The sequence below is a fragment of the Bombella sp. ESL0378 genome (assembly GCF_009725845.1).
Taxonomy (GTDB): domain Bacteria; phylum Pseudomonadota; class Alphaproteobacteria; order Acetobacterales; family Acetobacteraceae; genus Bombella; species Bombella pollinis.
Genome location: NZ_WNIF01000009.1, coordinates 14,439 through 38,294 on the forward strand (window position 1 = coordinate 14,439; position 23,856 = coordinate 38,294).

Annotated in this window: 27 protein-coding genes, 4 tRNA genes and 1 other RNA gene; 11 read left to right on the forward strand and 21 right to left on the reverse strand. The window is 52.1% G+C overall.

Features of this window, described 5'->3' with window-relative positions; translation table 11 throughout:
- The first annotated feature begins 80 nt into the window (after positions 1-80).
- The gene (locus GM556_RS07095) at positions 81-1,766 is read left to right on the forward strand and encodes a phosphoethanolamine transferase (protein ID WP_155579677.1); all 1,686 of its coding nucleotides are present in this window, start codon (positions 81-83) and stop codon (positions 1,764-1,766) included.
- Here the strand turns inward: GM556_RS07095 and GM556_RS07100 are convergent.
- The 5 genes from GM556_RS07100 to GM556_RS07120 form a co-directional block, all read right to left on the reverse strand.
- Positions 1,767-1,851, reverse strand: a tRNA-Leu gene (locus GM556_RS07100).
- Positions 1,852-1,944: 93 nt separating this feature from the next.
- Positions 1,945-2,850, reverse strand: coding sequence for an N-acetyl-gamma-glutamyl-phosphate reductase (gene argC / locus GM556_RS07105; RefSeq protein ID WP_155573864.1), 906 nt, complete (start codon positions 2,848-2,850; stop codon positions 1,945-1,947).
- 20 nt (positions 2,851-2,870) lie between these two features.
- Complete coding sequence (locus GM556_RS07110) at positions 2,871-3,380, reverse strand: GNAT family N-acetyltransferase (protein ID WP_370513610.1); 510 nt, start codon at positions 3,378-3,380, stop codon at positions 2,871-2,873.
- A gap of 21 nt (positions 3,381-3,401) precedes the next feature.
- Positions 3,402-5,081 (reverse strand): energy-dependent translational throttle protein EttA, encoded by a 1,680-nt coding sequence (gene ettA, locus GM556_RS07115; RefSeq protein WP_099027417.1) that lies wholly within the window; start codon positions 5,079-5,081, stop codon positions 3,402-3,404.
- Positions 5,082-5,197: 116 nt separating this feature from the next.
- Positions 5,198-5,271 (reverse strand) — tRNA-Ile (locus tag GM556_RS07120).
- Between the two features lie 179 nt (positions 5,272-5,450).
- Between GM556_RS07120 and ppa the strand changes: the two genes are divergently transcribed.
- Positions 5,451-5,975, forward strand: a complete 525-nt coding sequence (gene ppa, locus GM556_RS07125; protein ID WP_099027418.1) for an inorganic diphosphatase — start codon at positions 5,451-5,453, stop codon at positions 5,973-5,975.
- Between the two features lie 134 nt (positions 5,976-6,109).
- Here ppa and GM556_RS07130 read toward each other — a convergent pair.
- Together GM556_RS07130 and GM556_RS07135 are read right to left on the reverse strand one after the other, a co-directional pair.
- Positions 6,110-6,184 (reverse strand) — tRNA-Gly (locus GM556_RS07130).
- A gap of 37 nt (positions 6,185-6,221) precedes the next feature.
- A tRNA-Gly gene (locus tag GM556_RS07135) sits at positions 6,222-6,296 on the reverse strand.
- 174 nt (positions 6,297-6,470) lie between these two features.
- Between GM556_RS07135 and GM556_RS07140 the strand changes: the two genes are divergently transcribed.
- From GM556_RS07140 to GM556_RS07150, 3 genes are read left to right on the forward strand one after another with little or no spacing between them, the layout of a single operon-like run.
- Positions 6,471-7,391: a tetratricopeptide repeat protein gene (locus tag GM556_RS07140; RefSeq protein WP_155579678.1), complete on the forward strand. Its 921-nt coding sequence runs from the start codon at positions 6,471-6,473 to the stop codon at positions 7,389-7,391.
- A 50-nt stretch (positions 7,392-7,441) separates the two neighbouring features.
- The gene (locus GM556_RS07145; protein ID WP_370513611.1) at positions 7,442-8,122 is read left to right on the forward strand and encodes an LON peptidase substrate-binding domain-containing protein; all 681 of its coding nucleotides are present in this window, start codon (positions 7,442-7,444) and stop codon (positions 8,120-8,122) included.
- Positions 8,123-8,152: 30 nt separating this feature from the next.
- On the forward strand, positions 8,153-8,338 hold the full coding sequence (locus tag GM556_RS07150) for a Trm112 family protein (protein ID WP_155573866.1): 186 nt from the start codon (positions 8,153-8,155) through the stop codon (positions 8,336-8,338).
- Between the two features lie 22 nt (positions 8,339-8,360).
- Here GM556_RS07150 and GM556_RS07155 read toward each other — a convergent pair whose 3' ends face one another.
- Positions 8,361-8,750: a hypothetical protein gene (locus GM556_RS07155; RefSeq protein ID WP_155573867.1), complete on the reverse strand. Its 390-nt coding sequence runs from the start codon at positions 8,748-8,750 to the stop codon at positions 8,361-8,363.
- Positions 8,751-8,810: 60 nt separating this feature from the next.
- Between GM556_RS07155 and GM556_RS07160 the strand changes: the two genes are divergently transcribed.
- Positions 8,811-9,470, forward strand: coding sequence for a tyrosine-protein phosphatase (locus tag GM556_RS07160; RefSeq protein WP_155579679.1), 660 nt, complete (start codon positions 8,811-8,813; stop codon positions 9,468-9,470).
- Positions 9,471-9,495: 25 nt separating this feature from the next.
- On the opposite strand, the gene GM556_RS07165 is transcribed toward GM556_RS07160, so the two are convergent.
- From GM556_RS07165 to GM556_RS08635, 9 genes are all read right to left on the reverse strand, one after another.
- A complete protein-coding gene (locus tag GM556_RS07165) occupies positions 9,496-9,951 on the reverse strand; it encodes a helix-turn-helix domain-containing protein (RefSeq protein WP_155579680.1) in 456 nt (151 codons plus the stop codon).
- Positions 9,952-10,031: 80 nt separating this feature from the next.
- Positions 10,032-11,525: an apolipoprotein N-acyltransferase gene (lnt, locus tag GM556_RS07170; RefSeq protein WP_230873327.1), complete on the reverse strand. Its 1,494-nt coding sequence runs from the start codon at positions 11,523-11,525 to the stop codon at positions 10,032-10,034.
- A 91-nt stretch (positions 11,526-11,616) separates the two neighbouring features.
- On the reverse strand, positions 11,617-12,447 hold the full coding sequence (locus GM556_RS07175; protein ID WP_155579681.1) for a GNAT family N-acetyltransferase: 831 nt from the start codon (positions 12,445-12,447) through the stop codon (positions 11,617-11,619).
- A gap of 121 nt (positions 12,448-12,568) precedes the next feature.
- Entirely contained in the window at positions 12,569-13,078 is a 510-nt protein-coding gene (locus tag GM556_RS07180; protein WP_155573872.1) for a Fur family transcriptional regulator, read from the reverse strand.
- Positions 13,079-13,188: 110 nt separating this feature from the next.
- A complete protein-coding gene (locus tag GM556_RS07185) occupies positions 13,189-13,608 on the reverse strand; it encodes a MucR family transcriptional regulator (RefSeq protein WP_155573873.1) in 420 nt (139 codons plus the stop codon).
- 435 nt (positions 13,609-14,043) lie between these two features.
- Positions 14,044-14,541, reverse strand: a complete 498-nt coding sequence (gene rimI / locus GM556_RS07190) for a ribosomal protein S18-alanine N-acetyltransferase (protein WP_155579682.1) — start codon at positions 14,539-14,541, stop codon at positions 14,044-14,046.
- A gap of 20 nt (positions 14,542-14,561) precedes the next feature.
- Positions 14,562-15,245 (reverse strand): tRNA (adenosine(37)-N6)-threonylcarbamoyltransferase complex dimerization subunit type 1 TsaB, encoded by a 684-nt coding sequence (tsaB, locus tag GM556_RS07195; protein WP_230873335.1) that lies wholly within the window; start codon positions 15,243-15,245, stop codon positions 14,562-14,564.
- Positions 15,242-15,880, reverse strand: coding sequence for a malonic semialdehyde reductase (locus GM556_RS08630; RefSeq protein WP_196424789.1), 639 nt, complete (start codon positions 15,878-15,880; stop codon positions 15,242-15,244). Before GM556_RS08630 ends, tsaB begins: the two co-directional genes overlap by 4 nt.
- Before the next feature lie 6 nt (positions 15,881-15,886).
- Positions 15,887-16,450 carry a NifU family protein gene (locus GM556_RS08635; RefSeq protein ID WP_155573919.1) on the reverse strand — a complete coding sequence of 188 codons (564 nt, stop codon included), beginning with the start codon at positions 16,448-16,450 and terminating at the stop codon, positions 15,887-15,889.
- Between the two features lie 186 nt (positions 16,451-16,636).
- Here GM556_RS08635 and fbaA point away from each other — a divergent pair, with 186 nt between their 5' ends.
- A complete protein-coding gene (gene fbaA, locus GM556_RS07205; protein ID WP_155579683.1) occupies positions 16,637-17,746 on the forward strand; it encodes a class II fructose-bisphosphate aldolase in 1,110 nt (369 codons plus the stop codon).
- Positions 17,747-17,785: 39 nt separating this feature from the next.
- On the opposite strand, the gene GM556_RS07210 is transcribed toward fbaA, so the two are convergent.
- Together GM556_RS07210 and thyX are read right to left on the reverse strand one after the other, a co-directional pair.
- Positions 17,786-18,094 (reverse strand): hypothetical protein, encoded by a 309-nt coding sequence (locus GM556_RS07210; protein WP_155573877.1) that lies wholly within the window; start codon positions 18,092-18,094, stop codon positions 17,786-17,788.
- Positions 18,095-18,101: 7 nt separating this feature from the next.
- Complete coding sequence (gene thyX, locus GM556_RS07215) at positions 18,102-19,007, reverse strand: FAD-dependent thymidylate synthase (protein ID WP_155579684.1); 906 nt, start codon at positions 19,005-19,007, stop codon at positions 18,102-18,104.
- Positions 19,008-19,097: 90 nt separating this feature from the next.
- Between thyX and ssrA the strand changes: the two genes are divergently transcribed.
- The 3 genes from ssrA (at position 19,098) to GM556_RS07230 (ending at position 21,237) form a co-directional block, all read left to right on the forward strand.
- Positions 19,098-19,417, forward strand: a transfer-messenger RNA (tmRNA) gene (ssrA, locus tag GM556_RS07220).
- Between the two features lie 113 nt (positions 19,418-19,530).
- Entirely contained in the window at positions 19,531-20,124 is a 594-nt protein-coding gene (locus GM556_RS07225; protein ID WP_155573879.1) for an SspB family protein, read from the forward strand.
- 15 nt (positions 20,125-20,139) lie between these two features.
- Positions 20,140-21,237 (forward strand): AbrB family transcriptional regulator, encoded by a 1,098-nt coding sequence (locus tag GM556_RS07230; protein ID WP_155573880.1) that lies wholly within the window; start codon positions 20,140-20,142, stop codon positions 21,235-21,237.
- Positions 21,238-21,307: 70 nt separating this feature from the next.
- Here the strand turns inward: GM556_RS07230 and GM556_RS07235 are convergent, their stop codons facing one another.
- Together GM556_RS07235 and GM556_RS07240 are read right to left on the reverse strand one after the other, a co-directional pair.
- Positions 21,308-22,174, reverse strand: coding sequence for a hypothetical protein (locus GM556_RS07235; protein ID WP_155573881.1), 867 nt, complete (start codon positions 22,172-22,174; stop codon positions 21,308-21,310).
- A gap of 84 nt (positions 22,175-22,258) precedes the next feature.
- Positions 22,259-22,474, reverse strand: coding sequence for a hypothetical protein (locus GM556_RS07240; protein WP_155573882.1), 216 nt, complete (start codon positions 22,472-22,474; stop codon positions 22,259-22,261).
- 199 nt (positions 22,475-22,673) lie between these two features.
- Between GM556_RS07240 and GM556_RS07245 the strand changes: the two genes are divergently transcribed.
- Positions 22,674-23,855 carry a transglycosylase SLT domain-containing protein gene (locus tag GM556_RS07245; protein WP_230873328.1) on the forward strand — a complete coding sequence of 394 codons (1,182 nt, stop codon included), beginning with the start codon at positions 22,674-22,676 and terminating at the stop codon, positions 23,853-23,855.
- Position 23,856: the final 1 nt, after the last annotated feature.

Genomic DNA, 23,856 nt, shown 5'->3' on the forward strand with positions numbered 1-23,856 from the left:
AGGTGTCACACGCATCATGAGGGGTCAAGATAAGCGAAGCATGATTGGCAGAACAACGCCGATTGCGTAAGACACACATCATGATAAAACAGCCGCGCCGCCACACAAAGCGTCTCATAACCTTAGCTTGGTTAGGGCTTTACCTCCTCCTTAGCCTCTTTATCGCAAATAATTGTGAGCTAGCACAACATAGATTGGCTTTCTGCCTTGCGAGCCTCTTTGTACCGCTATGCGTTTTATCCTGCGGGCGTTTTTTAGCATGTTGCCTCAGTGTACCATTAGCGAGCCTTATAATCGCCAATCTTTATATCATCATCCATTATCACAAAATAACCTACGATATGTGTATGGCCATCGCCGGGACGGATGGAGCCGATGCGGCCACTATGCTGCGGACAATCCCTATCACGCCCTTTTTACTCGCCGGTTTGCTCCTAGGCGGTGTGCTATACACCACAGCACGAGCTGCGCGTTTTCGCCCTCTCCATGCTTTAATCGGCTTTATAGGCTGTGCGCTTACCTTCACCATTGCCTTACATCGCCCTCTTAATCGCGATGTTGCCGGACATTATAATGTCGCTATTACCTATGATGCTCTGCATCATCGTTACGTCAACAACCCGTATTTTGCAAAAAACCTCGCTTTTTACATCAATCTTCCCGGTTTTATTGGTAATTCCCTCGCCATTTTCGCACTTAAACAAGGCTATCAGCAAACAAAATCATACCGCCATAGCCTCACCTTTGCCCCGCATGAGCACATAAACTCCGCAATTCTGCCGGGGCGTGTTGTAGGAGAGAAAAACATCATCCTCATCATCGGGGAATCAGACGCAGCACGCCATCACGGCCTTTATGGCTATACAGAGCAGGACACGACCCCACACCTCCGCACCCTCGCCGCACAAGGCGCACTATGCGCCATGAGCAACGCCCATTCTGCTGCCAACATGACGCATAACGCTGTGCCGATGATGATCTCCTTCCTCACCCCGCAAGACCGCCGCGCTATCCTGACTGAGAAAAACCTCATCGAACTCGCTCGCGCCCATGGCTATAAAACCTTATGGGTAGGAAGCCATGAGGGGACATCCCTCTATAATAGTCCGATTGGCTATCTCTCCGGCTTTAGTGAACAGGTCGTTCGGCCCGATTACAGCACCCTCCCCCTCACCGTGCGTGAACATGACGATGAGAGCCTCCTCCCTGCTCTCCAACATCAATTAGAAATTTATCGGCAGGAGCCGGCGGGGCATTTTATTATTATCCATCTCATTGGTAGTCACGTTTCATACCGGGAGAAAACAACCCCAGAGGACCGGCACGCCCTACCCCGTGCTGGGAGCTATGACCAAGCCATCCATCATGTGGACCATCTCATCGCAACGATTCTTCAGATGGTGGAGCAGACATTACCCCATAGCACGCTCCTCTACAGCGCAGATCATGGGGAAATCCTCACCTCACCTGATAATGGCATGCATGGGGTTTATGATGGCGGGCAAGAGCAATATCGTATCCCTATCTATTTCGCAGGCCTACATCATGCCTCTTATTGCCAGCAAGCCGAGGCACTCCGCCAAACTGATGGGACATTCTCCCAACTTATGGAGAAATACATCCTTTTAACGATGATGGGGTATCAACTCGCCCCAGAGGCTCTACACGCAGCCCGGCAACAAGACCTCATCTTACATTCTGATGGGGAGACTTACGATTATAACCGGCTTCCCGGCCCCAAAGCCCCGCAACGGCTTGGGAAATGATGGTGCGAAAGAGGGGACTCGAACCCCTATGCCTTGCGGCGGTCGATTTTGAGCCGACTGCGTCTACCAGTTCCGCCACTCTCGCCCATATTATCCTGCGTTCATCCGCAGGTGATGACCCGCTTATAAAAGATTCCGCCACAAAGGACCAGAGGTGAAGAGAAAAAATCTTACCGGGTCACTCTTTCCCGCTCATCAACAAGATATTACGCATCGCTGCACCTGATGCCCCCTTGCCTAAATTATCTAGCCGCGCTGTCAACAATGCCTGCCCGCTATGCCCGCTCACCCGCAGCTCCATATCATCACGGCCAGCAAGAGCATCAGCGGCTAATTTTGGCTCAGACTCTACAACGCGGATTGTTTGGGCATCCTTATAAAAAGCCTGCAAAGCCGCTGTAACATCCTCAATCATCGGGACACCGGGGAGAGAAACAAGATGCAAAGGAATGGACACTATCATCCCTTGAGGGAAATGCCCCACTGACGGCACAAAAAGCGGATTGCGCGTCAACCCGCTATAATGCGTCATCTCCGGTAAATGTTTATGTTGTAGATTTAGGCCATATAAAAAGAAAGGCGGGCCACCTTCCGCCTCTTGCTGCTCAATCAACGCCTTACCACCGCCGCTATACCCTGAAACAGCATTGATGGAGATATGAGCATCCATCGGAATAATCCCCGCCTGCACAAGCGGGCGTAATAACGCGATCGCCCCCGTGGCATAACAGCCGGGGTTACTCACAAACCGCGCTTTACGGATACGCTCTGGTTGAGTCGAATCCAGCTCTGGCAAGCCATACACCCAATCCGGATCCACACGATGAGCCGTACTCGCATCCAAAAAGCGCGTCTTGGTCCCGTGCCCTAAGGCCACAGCCTCACGCGCGGCATCATCAGGCAAACACAGCACGGTAATATCGGCCTGCGCCATAAGCTCTTGGCGGGCTTGAGGGTCCTTCCGGCGAGCGGGGTCAATGCTTAATAAAGTCAGAGCATAACGTTCCGCTACGGCCTCAATACGGCGGCGAATCCCAAGCCCTGTTGTTCCTGCCTCGCCATCAATAAATATGCGCGTCGTCATCCAGGCTGCTCCCTCTGGCCTTACCAATAGAACGGCGTCTGTCTTCTTTCATACACCAACATGGTGTGCCCGTCCCGCTCGAACTGGTCAAGAAGGCTCATGCCAATACTGCCCAAAACAAGACGTGAAGCGCGATTATCTTCCCGCGCAACCGCCACAACACGCTCTATCCCCGTATCCAACACAAAATTGAGAGCAACAGCTGCGGCCTCCCGTGCGATTCCCCGCCCTGATGCCCATGGGAACAACGCAAAGCGCAGGCCCAGCCCGCGCCCATCGGGCCGCTCATGCACGCCCGTCATCCCGACAAAGCGATTCTGCTCGATGATGGAGAAAATACCAACGCCACGCTCGGCCCAAAAGGCGACATCCTCAGCCATCTCAGCCTCAGCTTGGGCGCGACTCCGCACCCCGCCCAGCATAGAGCCAAAGGCCGCACCATCAGCCTTTAAGCGGGCCATATCCTCCATATCCGGCCAATTTACAGGCCGGAGGAGGAGGCGCGCCGTCCGCAGCTCACTGCCTGCCACAATGCGCCGCCTTATAACGCATTAGCGCGCGATGGGACGATAACGAATCCGGCTCGGCTCCGTTGAATCCGGGCCTAAGCGGCGGCGTTTATCTTCCTCATATTGCTGGAAGTTACCCTCAAACCATTCCACATGGCTATCGCCCTCAAAAGCGAGGATATGCGTGGCCAGACGGTCCAAAAACCAACGGTCATGGCTGATGACCACAGCACAACCAGCAAAGGATTCCAACGCCTCTTCCAAAGCGCGAAGGGTATCAACATCTAGATCGTTTGTTGGCTCATCCAGCAGGAGGACGTTGTTATCCTCTTTAAGCATCTTTGCCAGATGCACGCGGTTACGCTCACCACCAGAGAGGACGCCAAGACGCTTTTGCTGGTCTGGCCCCTTAAAGTTAAACGCCCCAACATAAGCACGGGAAGGTACAGCCCGCTTGCCAAGATGGATAACATCCGTCCCGCCGGAGATTTCCTCCCACACGGTTTTGCTATCATCAAGGTCGTTACGGGACTGGTCAACATACCCCAACTTGACGGTATCACCGATTTTCAGCGAGCCAGAATCAGGCTGCTCTTGGCCGGTAATCATCTTAAAGAGGGTCGATTTCCCCGCCCCATTAGGCCCAATCACCCCAACAATGCCCCCCGGGGGCAGCTTAAAGTTAAGGTTATCAATCAACTGCCGATCACCAAAGCCTTTGCAGAGATTCTCAGCCTCAATAACCGTCTGGCCTAGACGAGGGCCAGGTGTGATGACAATCTCCGCCGTGCTGCCAGCAGCATCCTGCCCTGCGGCCAGCATCTCCTCATAGCGCGTAATACGGGCTTTGCTCTTGGCCTGACGGGCTTTAGGCGAGCTGGAAATCCATTGTTGCTCAGCAGCGAGGGCACGCTGGCGGGCACTTTCTTCTTTCTCTTCCTGCGCGAGGCGTTTGCGTTTTTGCTCCAACCATGAGGAATAATTACCCTCGAATGGATAACCACGCCCGCGCTCAATCTCCAAAATCCAGTTCGTGACATTGTCAAGGAAGTAACGGTCATGGGTGATGACCATCACCGTGCCTTTATACTCACGCAATGTCTTTTCCAGCCACGCAACACTCTCGGCATCTAAATGGTTGGTCGGCTCGTCCAGCAGGAGAATATCGGGTTTCTCCAACAACAAACGGCATAGAGCCACGCGGCGTTTCTCACCGCCGGAGAGCTTATCAACAGGGCTATCGGCTGGGGGGCAACGCAGCGCATCAAGAGCAATCTCTAAATGACGGTCCAGCTCCCAGCCATCTTCTGCATCAATCTTCTCTTGAAGTTCGGCCTGTTCTGCCAAAAGAGCCGTCATCTCATCATCAGACATCGGCTCAGCAAACTTCATGGAAATCTCATTGAACCGCTCAACAGCCTTCTTCAACTCACCAAAGCCTTGAGCAGCGTTCTCACCAACGGTCAAGTTCGGGTCGAGCTGCGGCTCTTGCTCCAAATAGCCGATGCGCACACCTTCAGCCGCCCAAGCCTCACCGCCGAACTCTTTCTCAATCCCTGCCATCACTTTAAGCAGGGTGGACTTACCCGCACCATTCACACCGAGGACACCAATCTTCACCCCCGGCAGGAAGGAGAGCGTAATCCCCTTAAATACCTCGCGGCCGCCCGGATAGGACTTTGTGACGTCCTTCATGACATAAACATACTGATAGGCGGCCATGGTAGCGGTCTCCCTCTTAAACGCGCGACAAGAATACAGAAAGCAGGGCCCTGCCCCCTGTTACCTTGGGGCGTTCTCCCAAAAATACAAATACGCCCCCTTATGGAAGCATCATCTGCGCCCGGCAGGACTCGAACCCGCAACCTAGCCGTTATGAGCGGCCAGCTCTAACCAATTGAGCTACAGGCGCATAGACATTCCGTCATGTCGCCCAGACGCACTTTTTTTGCAACCCCTTCCGTATGAAAAACGTTCTTTCTTCCCTCTCCCACCCCCTCATAATGGCTCTGTAATACACATATACAAAGCCGAATGTATCCTTTATTGATAGGTTCATCCGCCTACATAATCAGATCAATGGAGCTTGGCATGGACGTTAGCAAAATTTCCCCCGGTAAAGATGTCCCTAATGACATCAATGTCGTTATTGAGATTCCTCAAGGCTCTCAAGTAAAGTACGAAGTTGATAAAGAGAGCGGGGCTGTTTTTGTGGATCGCTTCCTCTTTACCCCCATGGCTTATCCTGCCGCTTATGGCTTCATCCCCAATACACTCGCCGCTGATGGCGACCCGGTGGATGCCCTTGTTCTCACCCCGGCTGATGTCCTCCCCGGTAGTGTTATCCGTGCCCGGCCTATTGGCGTGCTGAAGATGGAAGATGAAAGCGGGCAAGATGAGAAGCTCATCTGTGTGCCGCATGATAAAATCCATCCGCAATTCAGCACCGTGCAGTCTTTGGACCAACTGCCAGAGATTACCCTTAAAGCCATCGCCCATTTCTTTGAGCGTTATAAGGACTTAGAGCCTAATAAATGGGTAAAAGTCGCTGGATGGGGCGATAAAGCAGAAGCCGGCAAGGTGATTGAAGCAGCCCTCGCCGCAGCGAAGAAGTAAGTTCTAAGCACATTCTTCTTATAAAAGCGGGCTGTCTCTAAAAGGGGCGGCCCGTTTTTTATAAAAGCGTGCTACGCGCAGCATAGCCATAAAAAAACCACCTTGCCCTTAGCAACGTGGTTCTTCTACCGGTCTGGAGCGGGCGAAGGGATTCGAACCCTCGACCCCAACCTTGGCAAGGTTGTGCTCTACCCCTGAGCTACGCCCGCATCAGATTCTCTACCAACAACCCAAACTTTTATCATTTGGAGCGGGCGAAGGGATTCGAACCCTCGACCCCAACCTTGGCAAGGTTGTGCTCTACCCCTGAGCTACGCCCGCATCGTTGGTGGGAGGCTTATGCCCCAAAGCTATCCCTGATGCAATCCCTTATGAAGATTTTATTTTCTAAAATCAAACGGCCATCCCCTTACAACATGGCTCCCCTGCCTGTGCAAAAAGGGAGAACCATCCTAATATTAAAGGAGATTTTTCAGGCCATAAAGTTCCACCATCATGACAGATTCTCTCTTTTCTTCTCACACGCCCGCTCATGCTGTGGATGTTGACCAAAGTAATTTTATGCAAAAGGTCGTGGAGGCCAGCACGACCACACCCGTTATTGTGGAGTTCTTCTCCCCAACATCATCTAGCGCGCAGCACGTCTCGCCCCAGCTCACAAAAGCAATTCAGGCTATGGAGGGGCGCATTACATTAGCGCGGGTCAATGTTACAACCAACCGCACGCTTATTACCCAGCTTGCCCAAATGGGCTTACCGTTACAAACGGTGCCTCTCCTTGTTGCCTTCTGGCAAGGGCAAGTACGCGACATCCTCCCTGGTAAAGCTTCGGAGTCGCAACTCAAAACATGTCTTGAGGCACTCCTTAAAGAAAGCGGACAAAGCTTACCGGCCTCCGCCCTTTTGGACGCAGCGAAAACAGCCCTCCACTCTGGAGAATGGGCCGAAGCGACCAACCATTATGCGAGCCTCCTCGAAATAGAGCCAGACTCCCCAGAGGGCTGGGCCGGGCTTATCCGCTGTATGATTGGCTTAAATGATCCAGAAGGTGCGGAAGAAGCTGCAAGCCAAATCCCTGAGCATTTACTGACCGCCCCGCTCATTACTGAGGCTAAAGCGGCCCTCCAAACCTATCTGGAAGGGCAAAAGGCCGCCGGTAAACTCTCCCATCTACGCCAAGCTGTTGCCCAATCCCCCGAAGATACGGCACTGCTAACAGAGCTTGCTACCGCCCTCAATGGTGCAGGACAGCGCGATGATGCAGCCCAGCTTTTGCTGGATATAATCGCACGAGATAAAGACGGGGCTGGGCAGGACGCAAAGGCGCAATTACTCAAACTCTTTGAGAGCTGGGGTATGACTGACCCTGCTACGCTCGCTGCACGGCGTAAGCTCTCCTCGCTCCTTTTCTCATAACATTCTTAACATGCTGAGCTAACGTTATATTCACAAGGGGGACTGTGCGCGTGCTAAGACAACCACCACCGGAAAATACGCAAACAACTCTCAGTAAGCCGCGCCATGTCCCTGCCTTGCAGGACATCACCCTAGCAGACTTGCCCCCACGCGTTGGCCTGCTCCCTCTCGCCGAGACGATTCTACTGCCCCAAGGGCAGCTTCCACTCACCGTTTTTGAGCCGCGCTATCTCGCTCTTTTAGAAGCCTCTTTGGCGCATCATCGTATGATTGGCATCATCCAGCCTCATATGAAGGCACGTTTTGGTGATGAAGCCCCCTTGCTGGAGACCATCGGTACATTAGGGCGTATTACCTCCTTTATGGAGCAAGAGAGCGGGCAGTTCTTCATTACCCTCACTGGGGTCTGTCGCTTCCGCCTCTTGCAAGACCAAACGACAGAGAGCGGCTGGCGAGAAGGACGCATCAATGCCATGCCCTTCTCTCATGACCTACTAGAACCCCCTAACTGCACGCTGGACCGCAACGCGTTCTCCAAAGCTTTAAAGGGCTATAGCCAACGCCATGAGCTATCCATCAAATGGGATAATCTAAAGACCCTCAATAACAGCACACTTGTGACTATGCTCTCGATGTTGCTGCCTTTCTCCTCACTCACAAAACAAGCCTTGCTAGAATGTAAGAATCCATGCGACCGTGCCCACAAGCTCCTAGAGGAACTCGCACATTAGGCATCCCGCCTGCATAATAGGATTTGGCTTATGACCTCAGCCCCACCATCCCCCGCCCTGATTGCGCGCCTTGTCTGCCCCGTGACAAAAGGGCCTGTCCATTATGATGCAACGCGTAATTGCATCATCAGCCCCCAAGCACAACTCGCCTTCCCTGTGCGTGATGGCATCCCCGTCATGCTGCCAGAGCAAGCAACCCCGCTTGAGGCTGACTAAACACGACTCGTAACCGTCATCTTTAAGGCTTCTGCCGAGCTTCTGGCGCACCATACATAACATCTGTCCGTGTCTCTGGCGGTGCCATTGGAACACCAGGTGCTCCCCCTGCCGCACTCCGCGGCGCACGGCCTGAGATTTCATCAGGTGTGGGTTGGATGGTCTGAACCACAGGCACCATCCCGCCCCAATAAACAGGTGGTGGGTGATGCACTTCACGAAATGGCTTCTTCGGGTAAGCTTCTGTCATATCCGCTTTGGGTAAATGACGATGGCTCTGCCCTTCATCATCCTCTCTTGCGCAACCACTAAGTACGAGGGCGCAGGCCAAAAAACATGGCCAGACTCCATAACGTACAGCCCAGCCGGGGGCAAAAATACGCATACAGGAAGGGCGAAAAAACCTCGTCATCTCCACCTTATAGCATGTCTATATGATTGACGAAGACCCATGAGCATGAAAAGAAAAAGCATGTTTGACGGCACTCTTTCTTCCCCGCGGCAAAGGCTCCATGCTTGGTTAGATGGTCTTTTTAAAGACCATGCTCTTTTCCGCCTTGTATGGACCAATCTAGCCCCTGTCATACCGGGGCGTGTCTGGCGGAGTAACCATCCCACACCATCACGCCTGAGACGCTGGCGCAAAACGCTTGGCTTAAAGACGGTCTTCAACCTACGCGGGCATCGCCGTTGCGGGGCAGATGCGTTAGGACGGGAGATGTGCCAGCATATTGGCTTGCCTTATCTTGATATGGCCTTTGAGAGCCGCAACGCCCCCCATAAGGACCGTATCTTACGCTTCCATAGCTTATATAAGCAGGCACAATTCCCCCTGCTTTTACATTGTAAATCCGGAGCGGATAGAACGGGCCTTGCTAGCGGCCTTATCATTCTTTTTGAAGGAGGAACGGCAGAAGACGCTCTCAAACAACTCCATTGGCGTTTTCTCCACTTTCGCCATTCCCGCACGGGTGTGTTAGATGCATTTTTTCTACTGTATCAAAAAACAGCCGAAGGCCACCTAAGCTTCCTCGATTGGCTTCATTATGAATATGACGAAGATGCGTTGCGCACTGCCTATCGCGCTGGCACGTTTAGCCATCTTCTTGCCACATCAATTAAGAAATCATAACAGAACTCTTTAAATCAATATGGTTTTATGGGCGAACAGCCATTTCCCTTATGAAATTAAGGATTTGCTGACGATTTCGCTCCTCCTTGATGCTATAATAAACCCTAGCGAGTTCTAAGGTTTCAGGCATCATGAGTAGTTCAATCCCTGCTATTTCTTTTTCTGCCATAGACGCCTCTACTTTCTCTGCAGTTCGCCCTTTATGGAAAGGTGTCTGCTCCTCATGCACGCCAACATTAGCAGCCGTTGTAAAGCCATCCAGCTCATCAAAAAAGAACCCAACCGGCACGCCTAAGATTTTCGCTATCTCATACAGGCGGCCTGCACCGATGCGATTCGTCCCGCGCTCATATTTTTGTATCTGCTGAAAGGTAATACCTAATGCCTTGGCCAGCCTCTCTTGCGAATATTTTCGCAAGCCCCGCAACAAGCGGATACACTTACCAACATGTGAATCAACAGATGAAGCTATATCAGCCATCACTCAACAACCCCGCTCCCCACAGATTAACCAACTCCCCTCCACGAAGTCGTTAGTAATTAGTTAATCCGAAAGCTACGTCAACGCGTCTTGACTAACGATTCGTTAATATGAACATGTTTTTGCTTCCTCCCGTATCCTCCCCACACAGCCATTAAAACTGACAAAATAGCTAACGTAAAAGGGCCCCAACGCCCAATATATGTAAAAACTGTCCATGCCTCTGCATCAGGTAAAACACGAATCAAAGTCTGCTCTTTACCCCATTTTGTATGGCCTACATCCCGCCCTTCTGCATCATAAATAGCAGACACACCCCGGTTATTAGCAAAAACTACGGGTAAACCCTCCTCCACAGCACGCATCCTGCCTGTTGCCAGATGTTGCCGTGGCCCAGCACTATTGCCATACCAAGCATCATTAGAAATTGTCAGTAACCACTCTGGCCGCTGACCAGACGCTACCACACTGCCAGAGAATATAATCTCATAACAGACCATAGGACCTACACGCCCTATCTGCGGCAAGTCCCACCGTGTTAAGCCCAGCCCCGGCACCACAACGGCCGGTAAAAGATGGAATGGTAGTATCCATGGTTCATATTCCCCAAAGGGGACAAGGCGGCTTTTGTCATAAATCGCCTCAATATGGCCATCTGCTGCAAGAGCGATCAAACTATTATACCAGCGACCCTTCCCCGCACGCCGGTCAGACCCCAACAGAACAGGGGCCCCTGCCGCAGCTGTTGCAATGGTTTGGCGTGCCCATTCATCCTCATCCAACAAACCGGGAAAAGCCGATTCAGGCCATATCACAACGGGGAGATGGCCCGGCAAATGCGCCCGTGCATCGGCCACGGCACGGGCTGTTAGCTGTAGATAAGACTCAAATTGCTCCGATGCGCCATCACGTTCCAGAACATCATCCTCAGGCACATTACCTTGCACAATGGCAATGGCTGGTTTGCCCCCTCCAGAATGATGAGCATGATGCTCAACACGCCACGCACCCCAGCCGCACCATAAAATAGTACAGACACATACACCCAAAGCAGCCCGCCGCCCCTGCCATAGAGCCAGCGATGCCAACACGACCATAAAAGTCAGCCCATCTACCCCTATAAGGGAGGCTGGTTGAATCAACACATCCCCCACATAACCGGGAAGCTCCAGCACGCTGCCAAGGGGATTCCATGGGAAGCCAGAAAAGTAAAAAACACGCGCCATATCGGCCAATGTCCAACTCCCGGCGAATAATAACAGGCGCGGCCATCCCTCTGGTACCAACCTGCATAAAAGAGCAGGGACTATAAATAAGGGGGCAATAAGCAAAGCCACACCGGGGGCTGCGAACGGCACAGCCCACCAAAACTCCTCAACACGCGTTAAGATAGCGTTCGTCAGCCAATATAAACCTGCTGTGTAAAACCCCATCCCGAACAAAAAAGCCCATAACGCCGCTTGCCGTTTAGTGGGGGCCAGACCGACCGCCTGATACAAAACCCCCAAAGCAAGAGGAAGAGCCGGGATAAAGCAAAGCGGCGGCAAAGATAACGCTGCTATACATCCCGCCATGATAAGATATAGGGCACCGCGCCACCCTCCCTTTTGCGGTAGGGAACACAATGCCTTTATCCTCATGTGAAGTACCTTTTAAGTGATGTTTTCAATCCAGCGCATCGCGCAGACGACGCTCATAATGCCGGTAATATTTATCGGCCAGCAACTCGCTTTTTACCAAAATAGCGACATCTGTTGTGTTGAACTGCTCATCCACCACAGCACCATCACCAACATACCCCCCTAAGCGCAAATATCCTTTAATTAAGGGGGGTAATTTGCTTAGGCAGCGGCGGCGGTCGAGCATCGCAGGGTCTGCACGCCGCATATCCACATAACGCTCTGGCAAGGCTCGTACACGCAAAGCAGGTGGGGCTAGATGGTTATGATAAAGCCATGTCAGCTCCTCATCCATCTCCTCCAGCGAGGTACCATGTAAGCTGGCACAACCAAACAAAATATCAATGCGATGCAAGAAAATATAAGAAGCAATGCCACGCCATAAAAGCTGCATCGCCGCACGACCACGATACTCCTTCGCCACGCAAGAACGCCCCACCTCCAGCAAGCGGCCAGAGAAATTTGTTAAGCAAGAAATATCATATTCATCAGCTGTATAAAAATGATCTTGCGGACCAAGCATATCAGAGCGCAACAGCCGATAAGTCCCCACCACAACGGGCTTATCTTCCCCAGAGGCGTGATCAACTACCAACAAATGATCGGCTATCTCATCAAACTTATCGGCATCTAGCTGCGTCTTGAGAGCTTCCTCACTTGGATGCGCCCCCATTTCCCCAAAGAAAACCCGATATCGCAAAGCCTGAGCGGCGCGAATCTCCTCCTCATTAGCAGCAAGACGAACGCCTAAACTCCCACCTCGCAACTCTTGAAAACCACCGTCACGATTAAGGGCAAGACCCGCCAATGTATCCATTTATTGCCGCGTCTTCTCGCTAGTAACCAAGTCACTCATATCCGAATCCACTTCAGGCGAGGAAGTTATCTCTTCCGCTCTCATATGCTCTAGCACGCTTTTCCTGGTCATATGAAATGACTCACTTCTCATGCCCAGATCGCGAAGCAACGGATGAGTTTTCACCGCCACTCGTGCGCCGCCCAAACAACTCAGCACGATGAGACATAAGATCAAAACCTAATTTAGCCGCAATCTTTGCGAGTAGTCCTACCAACTCATCATTTTCAAACTCAATAACATTACCGCTATCAATATCAATCAAATGATAGTGATGACCATTCTCACTCGCTTCATATCGCGCGCGGCCACCACCAAAGTCTCGCCGCTCTAATATACCTTTTTCTTCGAGAAGGCGTACTGTTCGGTACACAGTCGCTACAGAGATTCGACTATCCAAAGCAGAGGCGCGGCGATAAAGCTCCTCTACATCCGGATGGTCTTCAGCCTCCGAGAGGACGCGCGCGATTACACGCCGCTGGCCTGTCATTTTTAAACCATGCTTAACGCATAGGCGCGCAATGGGGGAATCCCCCACATCGCCGCCGGACGCAGCACTCTCGCGTCCCATTTTTTTTGTGCTCATCACCATACAGATGATTTACCCGATTATGATGGGGTTTGTCCAACACACATCATAATCGGGACGGTGCCCCCCTTGAGCCTTAATCTATCAGTGAGCCGTATAGAGCAATCGTGCCCTTATTGCTCAGTCTTATCCTCACGGCGGCGACCCAAACCAATGCGCCGTGCCAAAGATGAGCGATGATTCGCATAATTAGGGGCAACCATCGGGTATTCTGCTGGCAAGCCCCAACGCTCCCGATATTCTTGCGGAGTCATATTATAAGCAGTTTTAAGATGACGGCGCAGAAGCTTTAATTTTTTACCGTCTTCAAGGCAAATAATATAATCCGGGAAAACGGACTTCCGCGGTGGAACAGCCGGTACAGGCTTTTCCGGCTCTATATCAGCAGGGGCCCCCGCACTAGCCAACGCCCCATGAACGGAGCGAACAAGATCAGGCAAAGCCTCAGAGGCGACATCATGACTACTTACATAAGCGGTAATGATCTGTGCTGTAAGCTGGCGCAGATCCTGCATTTCTGTCTCAGATGACATAAATAGTTGACTCCTAAGAAATTCGCTTGGAACAATACCTGATTACCAGAAAAAGCACAACAATGAAAATCCCTTATGTTGTAATAGTGAAGCCTTATTGCTAACAGAGACCTGCTAACATGTTTATAAACTGTTCAAAATTACAGCTTTAACCTAACATCTTTTCAAGAAACACCATATCATAACATTCTATGGGGAATCTCTTTCACCTACTTCCCCCTTTTTATGGCTCTGTAACTTTTATTCAATAAACCTCTTTCGTCTTTTCCTATGAAAAGCAACACTCACAACATTCACTTTAAATGAAGAAAAAGCCAACTCACCGCGGCAACATATTGTCTTATAAGATAGAACGCGCCCAATCCTTGTGGACCGTATAGAGACGTAAAAAATTGTTAATTAATGTTTAAAACCAAACTTATCTTGCCCTAATCATCATACTGAATCCGTTAAGTACCGGAAAATACGAGCATCTTCACCATCTTGATAATAATGAGGCCTCACCGCTATCTGCTGGAAACCTTCTTGCTCATAAAGAGCGGCTGCGTGCTTATTACTCAAACGGACCTCTAAAAAGAGTGTCATCCCCTCTTGCCGCGCTTTATGCAAAAGGTGGCGTAACATGTATCGCCCTATGCCCCGTCTCCGCCATGCAGGATGAACACCGAGGCTTAATATCTCCCCTTCATCCAACACGGAACGACTGACGATGAAGCCAATCGGCAGATCCTCCTTTAGTTCATTATTTACACTCTGGGAGGCAACTTTGCAGGCCAACCACACCTCTGCACCGGGCATTGTAAAAATCTGCTCAAACGCAGCTTGTGACCACGGCTCATGCTCCGCAAAAACCGCATGATGCAAGGCAGATAAAAGAGCCGTTGCCTCTACCCCCACTTGCATCATCACAATCATAGCATGCTCGTAAGACAATAATGCACCATCATCCCCTCTCAACGCGGAGCTAGGCGAAGGCCACCAGCAGGAGGCCGTGCTTCGGGCGGGTCGATATAAAGGGGCTCTAACGCATAAGATTGCGGCGTTTGTAGGCCCTCAATCGCTGCTTGGAAAATGCCTTCCGCCGTGGGGGCGGCTAATGGCAACCGCTCACTCTCACGCCCTAACCGTGCCTCTCCCATCGCGCCTGTCAGATCCGGCAAAGCATCCTCCCCATACACGGCATCACCAGCAATGGCGGGCCATAAACCGGGGGATATCTCTTCCACCGGCAAGGCATAAACCGCATTACCGGGAGGGTCCACAAAAACACGTCCACGCCGTGCGAGGCAGAGAATCGTTGCATCCTTCCGTTGCAGACTCGCTCGCATGGCATCACCCAGACGAACCCCAACACCCTGACATGACCAGCCCCGTGCCAGCCCGGCGGCTAAAGAGAGAGAGGCGCGTAAACCAGTAAAAGACCCCGGCCCGATAATCGCTGCAAGCAAATCAGGCGGGTGAGACCAACCCGCTTGTGCTAATAGGGCCTGCACTGTAGGGGCAAAACGCTCTGACGCGCCACGCCCTGCTAAGCTCTGCTGGGCGATAACCGTACCGCCCTCCAACAAAGCGATAAGATTACTCAAGCCCCGACCAGCCCCAGCCCCATTTAAAACCAAGCACCGCTCGGGCTTCATAACCACAAGCAGGCCTCATCCATCGGTAAGCGAGGAGCGCGAGGGGGAGGCTCCATAGCCTCATCAGGATAGCCCAAAGCGACTAGAAAATTCGCCCGCCATCCTTTTTTACGGAAACATTGCTCCTCCACCATCATGGCATCAAAACCCGACATTGGCCGCACTGCCAGCCCTAAAGCCCGGGCAGCCATGATGAGATACGCCCCTTGCAACGTCCCATTGCGAAAAGCCGTCTCATCACTCAATCCTACATCGGCGGCAAACCAATCACGCAGACCCGGCAATGGGTTGAGTGTTTTAAGCTGCTCGAAGAATAAAGGATCATACCCCACAACCACCAATACGGGGGCGGCCATGGCGCGCTCTACATTACCAAGGGACAAAGCGGGGCGAATCGCCTCGCGCGCCTCTTGGGTTTGTAAAAACGCAAAACGTGCGGGAGAACAATTACCAGAGGTTGGGCCGAGTTTGAGCAAATCATAAAGCTGGTGCAACACATCATCCCCCACAGCCTTAGTGGAGAACCCTTCCGCTGTGCGGCAATGGGTAAAAAGCTCCTCCGCAAGGAGGGGGCTTTTAGGCTGCTCGACCTGCTGTCCGTCAGGCGTTACGCCTGATGGGGGGGATGTTGTCATGAACGTTTACTCCTCTACAGCTTCAACCGCCGTCACCTCTGGCACATAATGGCGTAACATATTCTCTACCCCGTGACGCAATGTCGCACGGGAGGATGGGCAGCCAGAGCAAGCCCCCTGCATACTAAGATACACGACCCCTTCGCGATACCCACGAAAGACAATATCCCCCCCATCACTCGCTACGGCGGGACGCACCCGTGTATCTAACAACTCCTTCACTTGGGCAACAATCTCGGCATCTTCTGGGGCAATATCAGCCTCTGGAGCAGCAATCTCACCTGCAAGAGCAGGAACGCCGCTTTTAAAGAAATCTGTCAAGGTAATGAGAATACGAGGCCGTAGCGTGGCCCAATCTGCCGCATCAGCCTTTGTAACAGAGACGAAGTCACTCCCTAAAAAAACACGCTTAATCTCGCCCAAACCAAATAACGCATCAGCCAGAGCAGAACGCCCTGCTACAAGGCCTGCCTCTGCAAAATCAACCGAGGGACGCGCCCCCGTCACATCGCAACCGGGTAGAAACTTCAATGTTGCGGGATTAGGGGTATCTTCTGTCTCGATCATCATAAGGGTATCTTGTGTCATAAGGGCCTCTCTTATCAGATACTCAACAGGCTGAGCATCTTTTTTATATACGCTAATGCTTTAACAATGACCTTTATAGTCCTATTTTTCTAGACTATATATCCTGCTAGCAAAACAGGCTATGCTTGTCAGCGTTGGCTTTTGCCCTCCTCTATAAAGAATCCTTAAATGTCTGCGTCTATATCTCCCCCCTCTGCGACAACACCCATCACACCCGGTGTTGTTACTGGGGCAGCGTATAAAGCCCTTATACAACGCTGCCATTTGGGCCGTTATGCTCTCCCTGCGGTGAATGTTAGTAGCTCGACCACGGCCAATATGGCCCTAGAGGCAGCGCGGCGGAATCGTGCGGATATCATCATCCAAATCTCTGCCGGTGGGGCGCAATTTTATGCCGGGCGCGGCTTGCCGGATAAGCAACAGGCTCACATCCTTGGTGCTGTTGCTTTAGCACGACATGTTCATCTTCTGGCGCGTCATTATGGTGTAGCGGTCATCCTCCATACAGACCATGCAAACCGGCCTTTATTGGGCTGGTTGGAGGGGCTGATTGAGGAAAATCGTCAGCATTATGGGCAAACAGGCCAGCCGCTTTTCTCCTCCCATATGCTAGACCTTTCTACGGAACCATTGGAGCAGAACATCGCTACCGCCGCCACGCTTTTGCAAAAACTAACCCCTCTCGGCATAGGGTTGGAAATTGAGCTTGGCATCACCGGTGGGGAAGAAGATGGCATCGGTACAGAGCTTACCGGCCATCATGCCGCAAAAAACCCAGAGCTTTATACAGAGCCGGAAGATGTTCTTACCGCATGGAAGGCCCTCTCCCCTTTAGGGATGCTCTCCATCGCGGCCTCTTTTGGTAATGTGCATGGCGTCTATAAACCCGGCAATGTGTGCCTCCGCCCCTCTATTTTGCGCGATTCACAGGCTCTTATCGCTACGACATTCCAAACCGAGCCTAACCCGGTCCCGCTCGTTTTTCATGGTGGGTCAGGCTCGGATGAGCAGGATATCCGCCACGCTGTGGATTATGGTGTCTTTAAACTCAATATCGATACTGATACGCAATTTGCCTATGCCCAGGGTGTTGCGACCTATATTGATGCTCATAAAGAAGCTTTTCGCCGCCAAGTGGCACCTGACACGGGACGGCCGCTCAAACATGAATATGATATTCGTAACTGGATGCGCGCAGGAGAAGAACACTGCATCGCCCGCCTCACACGCGCCTTTGATGTCCTCGGCAGCCGTGGGAAAAGCGTTGTCGCCTCTTAGACGCTAAAAGCTAGGAGCTAGAGGGGCGCATCATAGCCCTCAATGCGCCATATGAGGCGGTGTTTGTGGGACACGCTGGCAGGAGGCCGTCCCCACTGTAACATGCTCGCATGAAGGTAAGGGACCATGCCGCCCCGGCAAGGGCCAGAAAAGCTCTATCCCTAATGAAATAGCCACTAAAAGACCCGCTAATAAAGCCCACGGCCAAAAGCGCGGCTCACGACCTAAAAGAGGTGGAATCCCCTGCTCATATTGAAAACGCCGCCCCTCTGCCAACAAGGATTCAGAATCCTGCACAGGCCCGGTGGGGCGGTCCTCATCATCAAAAGGGGCGGGGGAGGAAGGCACTATTCCTTCAACCTTCCAACACGGCTTGCATTTCTGTCCATTCCCGCTTTGTCAGGCCAGAGCTTTCCTGCGTGACGACCTCACCAGCAAGACGGCGGCGTAAGACCTTCAACATCCCAGCGGAGAAGCTATAAGCCCCTAGGCGATATTCCTCAAACGCCTGAGCGGTATGAGGCACCCATGCCTTGAGAATCTCGATCATCTTTTGGGCATAAACGCGAATCTCATATTGCGCGTGGGAATCAGCCCGCAAGGCGAGAAAATGCATCAAATTATGCAAATCAATCTTCCAATACCATTGTGTATAGGTATTGAGGGTAAGGTTAATACGGGCAAGCTCCCGCGCTACGCTCATCCCTTCTGGGTCCAGCATCTCCTCATAATCGCCGTAACATTGCAGCGCATCACGTTGGAGAATGGCAAGCACCTGTTGTGCTGTCTCCGCGCTCAAGCTTTCACCACGGCCTTGATGATTCACCGTACTTTGCGCGGCAATATGAGCAGGCTCTGGGAGATAGAACTCTTTATCCAACACAGAGTAACGCGCGGAATATTCATTCACGCTGGCCATGCGATGGCGAATCCACTGCCGTGCGACAAAGAGCGGGAGTTTCACATGGAACTTAATCTCACACATCTCAAAAGGTGTGGAGTGACGATGCCGCATGAGATAACGAATCAGCCCCGCATCCTCAGATGTTTTACGCGTCCCCTTCCCATAAGACACACGCGCAGCCTGCACGACGGCAGAATCGCCGCCCATATAATCCACAACCCGGATGAACCCATGATCCAGCAACGGGAAAGGCTCAAACAAAATCTCCTCCATCGCAGGGACGGTAGGACGAACCGTTTTATGCGGGGAGGCACGCAACGCCGTAATTTCGGATTGTTGCTCGTCTGTTAGGGCCATGATGTCTCTCCTGCTCACCTGCTTAGCGGAAGCCTTGATGTAGCCTTACAACTGCCCCTCCTGCAAGCCTAACCAGTAGGCTACTCTCTTATCCTTGCTATCGGCGTTAAGAGAGCGTATATCTTCCCCTGCTGGAGGCTTCGGCCTTAGCTATGGCGATAAACGGTAAATGAAATAAGTGTTGTGGACCCGGGGGCAGTGCCCGGCGTCTCCACCATCAACCTTTTAGGTTGGCTTAGGGGGACGAAACAGGCTCGACACGCATGGTAAAGATTTACTTTTTGCCCGGCATTGTACCGCCGTTATCGGGCTAATTTTACAAGTGCCAACGATAACTCTGAGGTGCTCGCTGTTGCTGCATAAGCGATAAGCGCGGTCCGGGGGGCACCGGGCAACAGAAGCCCCCCACCCATCCCTTTTTAAATGTGCAAAACCGTAAAGAATATACGGCTCGACCCTTGCGATTTTATCGTAGCTGTCGCACACCTAGAGAGCTTTTTATGAAACAGGTGAGGGTCCCTCCATGAGTGATGATACCAAAGGCCCAGATGGGTTCGATCCGACCCCGCCCAGCAGCCTCCTCCCTTACGATACATGGCTTGAAGAAGCGCATCGCGAGGTCATGCTCAAAGCTTTAGAGCATATTAGTGTGCATGGCCTGCCGGGGGAGCATCATTTCTATATGACCTTCCTCACCAGATTTCCCGGTGTTGTCATCCCTGCTGCGTTGAAAGAACGCTACCCAGAGGAAATGACCATCGTGCTGCAACATCAGTTCCAAAACCTCACGGTGGATCGTAGTGCGCGCTCTTTCTCTGTGGGGCTTTCCTTTGGGGGGGTGCCCAGTACGCTGCATATCCCCTTTGCCGCCATTACAGCCTTTGCCGACCCACATATTCATCTCGTCCTCCGCTTTACACCTCATTATGAGGAAGAAGCTCCCCCAGCGGAGGTTCATAATTTCCGTCCCACACCGCATGAGCAAAAGCCTGATCATGCGGCAAAAGATGATACACCTACCCCCGCTGCCGAAGGTGCGGAAGTTGTCAGCTTAGCCGCATTTCGTAAAAAGCCCGCGGCACAACATTCAGACGATACCGATGATTCTGACCGCTAAGCAGGGGCTGAGCGTGTGAGCCGTTTTTCCTTCTCATGGAAATCTTACAGCCTAAGATGGGCAGGGCTTGTTAGTCTCTCCGCGCTTATCTCTGGGGTGTTTTTACTACTCCATCTCACAGCGGGGATGATGCTAGGGCCAATGATTGCTGGCATTATTATGTCGCTCAAAGGCCGTGCCGTAACTGTAAAGCCTGTATTCTTTACAATGGCCCAAGCCATTCTTGCTTGTGTGGTGGTCAATAGCATTACGCTCTCTGTCCTGCATCATATTTTCTCACACTGGGCGTTAGTCCTCCTTAGTGTGCTGTCGGTTATTGTAGTCAGCTTCGCCACTGGTGCAGGGCTTGCGTGGTTTGGTGTCATGCCGGGAACAACGGCCCTTTGGGGCACCTCCCCCGGTGCGGCTTCCACCATGGTCATGCTCTGTGGGGCCTTTGGAGCAGATGCGCGCCTTACAGCTTTTATGCTCTATTTCCGCGTTATTATGGTAGCTGTGGCGACCTCGCTTGTCTCATGGGTTGTTGTCCGTACCCATCATGATATTGGGATACCCCCTCTTACACAGGGCAATCTCCTCCCCACCCTCAGCCTTATCATCCTTAGTACGCTCATCAGCCTCAAATTACGGATGCCAGCTTTAGCCCTTTTGCTGACCATCCTCATCGGGACGGCCCTACAATTGAGCGATCTTTTACATATTAGCGCGCCATTCTGGCTGCGTATCCCTGCTTATCTTATTATTGGCTGGTCTATCGGGCTGCGCTTTACGGCCCCCGTATTACGCTATGCGCTGCGTTCCATTCCCGCTGTTCTGCTTTCATCCCTTACGCTCATTATCGTCTGTGCTTTACTAGCCTTTCCCGTTGCCTATTTTGCAAAGATTGACCTGCTCAGTGCCTATCTTGCCACCAGCCCCGGCGGGCTGGATACCATCATCGTCATCAGTGCTAACATCCCCATTGCGTTACCATTTATCATTGCAATGCAGACCGCACGCATGATTGCCGTTGTCACACTTGGCCCAACCATTGCCCGCCCCCTTGGCCGTTGGCTAGAACGCCACGCACGCACCCCTTTGAGCGAAAAGCTCATCCCACAAACAAAAGATTAAGCATAAAAAGGGGGCCTACCTCACCGGCAAGCCCCCATACCGTACTCCCTATAATAGAGAGCAACAAGTGTTAGCTTTCTGCACGCAGCGCATCAAACTCATCAACCATATCAAGGCTATAATCTGACTTTGCCTTCTCTAAATGAGACTCCCAAAGCGGGACGTAATAGCCATACCCGGCAGGGTTTTGGAAGAACCAATGCCGCCACGCATGGAAGACATGGTCATGCTCACGGTAAGCAGGGTCGTCCAGCAAATGACGCGCGGCCGGAGGCTTAGCGGCGTGGAAATGCACAATCGTTGCGCGTTCATCCACACCCCAATAAGGCTTCCAGTTGAAACGAGCTGATAGCGGACTCCAATGCGCATTATAGAAGATGCGCAATAGTTCTTGGTCATATCCTGCAATATGGTCAAGATTTTCACATAAGAAATCCACCATCGCGGGGAGGTCATTACGCATGCGCTCAAGGTTCATCACCATGACCCCGGAGTTCATGTCGCTATAATAATCCTGCTTCCCAAACTGGCCACAGGCCGCGAAGATGGCGGGCTTGCAGAACTCAAGCTGCGGGTCCTTCATGAACATCACATCGCAATCAGTATAAAGAACATACTGATCTTCCGTCTCCAGCAAGGGCAGCTCCAAGCGCATAAACGCCCCAGCAGCGGTAAGGATGTAATTGGGCCATTCCGGCTTTAAGCGACGCTGTGCGTCTAATAAGCGGTCATAAAAATGCAAACGGTGAAAGATAACCGTCACACCCGCAGCCCGCATTTCCCGCGTGAAGTCACATTCATTACCATCAAAGACCATATGTGGCACCAAGTTCGTATTCTCACGTGCGGAGCGCACGGCAACACGAATACAATCTATGAACCCATGGTCCGGGTCATTAGAAAGCGTTGCCTCTGTAATTGCAAAAAACCACTTCATTATTTAACGTCCCTTAAAGCCGTATAAGCCCTATCGAAATAGTTTGATCGCGCACCACTCTATGCCGATCTATTTAAAAGATGATTACCAGTTCTTAGAAATCAACCAAAACTCTTCTGATGTCAGGGTGATAGTGCCCTGATGCCCTGTCTCCGCAGCGGCTTTAGCAAGAGCATGGATCCGCTCTATCAAGAGAGTCTTACGCTGGGTCACTTCAGATGGCTCCTCTGCCTTTAGGGTCTGCAACGCCTGCTCTGCTACTTTCGCAACACGGCCTGCATCCAACGCGGCATATGACATCCTTCTATACCCCAATCTCTAAGTTCAACACATCACTACCCATAACACTGCATAGTCTTAACGACCTTATAGAAAATCAGAGCAGCGAAGGCTAGATTTATAAGTTAACATAATTTTTACTAAACGCACCTATTTATCTCCCTTTTTATAATTTCATGATAAAAAAACCTCCTTTACCGCCTTTGCACTGGACGCCTCCATGATTTGCACTGCTGCTGCCCCTGCACGTATGGTCCGTTTCTTTTTGGCTTTGCTCCTGCCTACTTTGCTGGCGGCCTGTGCCTCCCACCCAACCACACCGGCCATGCCTGTGATGGAGGAACAAGCTGATTATCGCGCTCATGCGCGCTCACATTACACACCTCCCGGGCCCCCTGATGACCCTTGGGGGCCTTATATTGAGGAAGCCTCCAACCGTTTTGATGTCCCCACGGAATGGATTCGCGCTGTCATTCATCAAGAATCGGGTGGGCATCTTTATGATAGTTCGGGCAATTTTATTACCTCTACGCCCGGCGCAATGGGGCTAATGCAGATTATGCCTCCCTCTTATGATGATCTCCGCGCCCAATATAATCTCGGCCCCGACCCTTACGACCCGCACGATAACATTTTGGCAGGCACGGCCTATCTCCGCCAAATGTATGATATTTATGGCTCCCCGGGCTTTTTAGCGGCCTATAATTATGGCCCCGGAAGTTTGGACCATTATCTCCGCCAAAATCGTGCCCTCCCACGCGAGACACGCAATTATGTTGCGGCCATTGCGCCTAAAATCGTTGGGATTTGGCCACGTCAACGCTCGCAAAATGACCTCATTGTCGCCCGCCACGACCGTACAGCGAGGATGAGCCGCCATTATAATCCAGAGGCTGCCCTACCGGCTGATGCCGCCCCAATCGCCGAGCAAGCCGTCCAAACTGCGGAGACGCAGGATATACGCGCCGCTTGGGCTTCACGCGGCTTCACGCCATCACCGGTAGAGCCGGTCGCTCCTCCACTGCAACACACAGCCCCCCAACGGGCAAAGCCGCGGCCAGAGGCCAATACGCTCCGCATCCGCTCTATCCCGCTAGCTGACGCCCCCACCAGCCGTACACGCGCTACAGATATGATGGCGGAATCCACCCATGATTGGGCCATTCAGCTTGGGAGCTATGCAGGGAAAAACCAAGCTCATATGACGGCCACAAAATTACGCCCCCGCATCACCCCCATTGCCGGTGAGGCCGTCATCCACATTATGCAAACACACACAAATCACGGCACGCTCTACCGCGCTCGTTTGACAAATCTTACCCATAGTCAGGCTGTCGATGCGTGCAGACGCCTCCATGGCATCTCCCCTTGTGTAACAGTCCCCCCCGGGGCCCATTTTTAAG

Bases quoted from the DNA above. Each gene is read 5' to 3' on its own strand.
- GM556_RS07235 (WP_155573881.1), bottom strand. From the start codon at position 22,174: ATGAAGTGGTTTTTTGCAATTACAGAGGCAACGCTTTCTAATGACCCG.
- GM556_RS08630 (WP_196424789.1), bottom strand. From the start codon at position 15,880: ATGACAACATCCCCCCCATCAGGCGTAACGCCTGACGGACAGCAGGTC.
- GM556_RS07225 (WP_155573879.1), top strand. From the start codon at position 19,531: ATGAGTGATGATACCAAAGGCCCAGATGGGTTCGATCCGACCCCGCCC.
- GM556_RS07165 (WP_155579680.1), bottom strand. From the start codon at position 9,951: ATGGCTGATATAGCTTCATCTGTTGATTCACATGTTGGTAAGTGTATC.
- GM556_RS07155 (WP_155573867.1), bottom strand. From the start codon at position 8,750: ATGACGAGGTTTTTTCGCCCTTCCTGTATGCGTATTTTTGCCCCCGGC.
- GM556_RS07180 (WP_155573872.1), bottom strand. From the start codon at position 13,078: ATGGTGATGAGCACAAAAAAAATGGGACGCGAGAGTGCTGCGTCCGGC.
- lnt (WP_230873327.1), bottom strand. From the start codon at position 11,525: ATGGCGGGATGTATAGCAGCGTTATCTTTGCCGCCGCTTTGCTTTATC.
- GM556_RS08635 (WP_155573919.1), bottom strand. From the start codon at position 16,450: ATGATGATCGAGACAGAAGATACCCCTAATCCCGCAACATTGAAGTTT.
- GM556_RS07160 (WP_155579679.1), top strand. From the start codon at position 8,811: ATGTTTGACGGCACTCTTTCTTCCCCGCGGCAAAGGCTCCATGCTTGG.
- GM556_RS07150 (WP_155573866.1), top strand. From the start codon at position 8,153: ATGACCTCAGCCCCACCATCCCCCGCCCTGATTGCGCGCCTTGTCTGC.
- tsaB (WP_230873335.1), bottom strand. From the start codon at position 15,245: ATGAAGCCCGAGCGGTGCTTGGTTTTAAATGGGGCTGGGGCTGGTCGG.
- ppa (WP_099027418.1), top strand. From the start codon at position 5,451: ATGGACGTTAGCAAAATTTCCCCCGGTAAAGATGTCCCTAATGACATC.
- GM556_RS07175 (WP_155579681.1), bottom strand. From the start codon at position 12,447: ATGGATACATTGGCGGGTCTTGCCCTTAATCGTGACGGTGGTTTTCAA.
- GM556_RS07185 (WP_155573873.1), bottom strand. From the start codon at position 13,608: ATGTCATCTGAGACAGAAATGCAGGATCTGCGCCAGCTTACAGCACAG.
- fbaA (WP_155579683.1), top strand. From the start codon at position 16,637: ATGTCTGCGTCTATATCTCCCCCCTCTGCGACAACACCCATCACACCC.
- thyX (WP_155579684.1), bottom strand. From the start codon at position 19,007: ATGGCCCTAACAGACGAGCAACAATCCGAAATTACGGCGTTGCGTGCC.
- ettA (WP_099027417.1), bottom strand. From the start codon at position 5,081: ATGGCCGCCTATCAGTATGTTTATGTCATGAAGGACGTCACAAAGTCC.
- GM556_RS07240 (WP_155573882.1), bottom strand. From the start codon at position 22,474: ATGTCATATGCCGCGTTGGATGCAGGCCGTGTTGCGAAAGTAGCAGAG.
- GM556_RS07140 (WP_155579678.1), top strand. From the start codon at position 6,471: ATGACAGATTCTCTCTTTTCTTCTCACACGCCCGCTCATGCTGTGGAT.
- GM556_RS07245 (WP_230873328.1), top strand. From the start codon at position 22,674: ATGATTTGCACTGCTGCTGCCCCTGCACGTATGGTCCGTTTCTTTTTG.
- GM556_RS07095 (WP_155579677.1), top strand. From the start codon at position 81: ATGATAAAACAGCCGCGCCGCCACACAAAGCGTCTCATAACCTTAGCT.
- argC (WP_155573864.1), bottom strand. From the start codon at position 2,850: ATGACGACGCGCATATTTATTGATGGCGAGGCAGGAACAACAGGGCTT.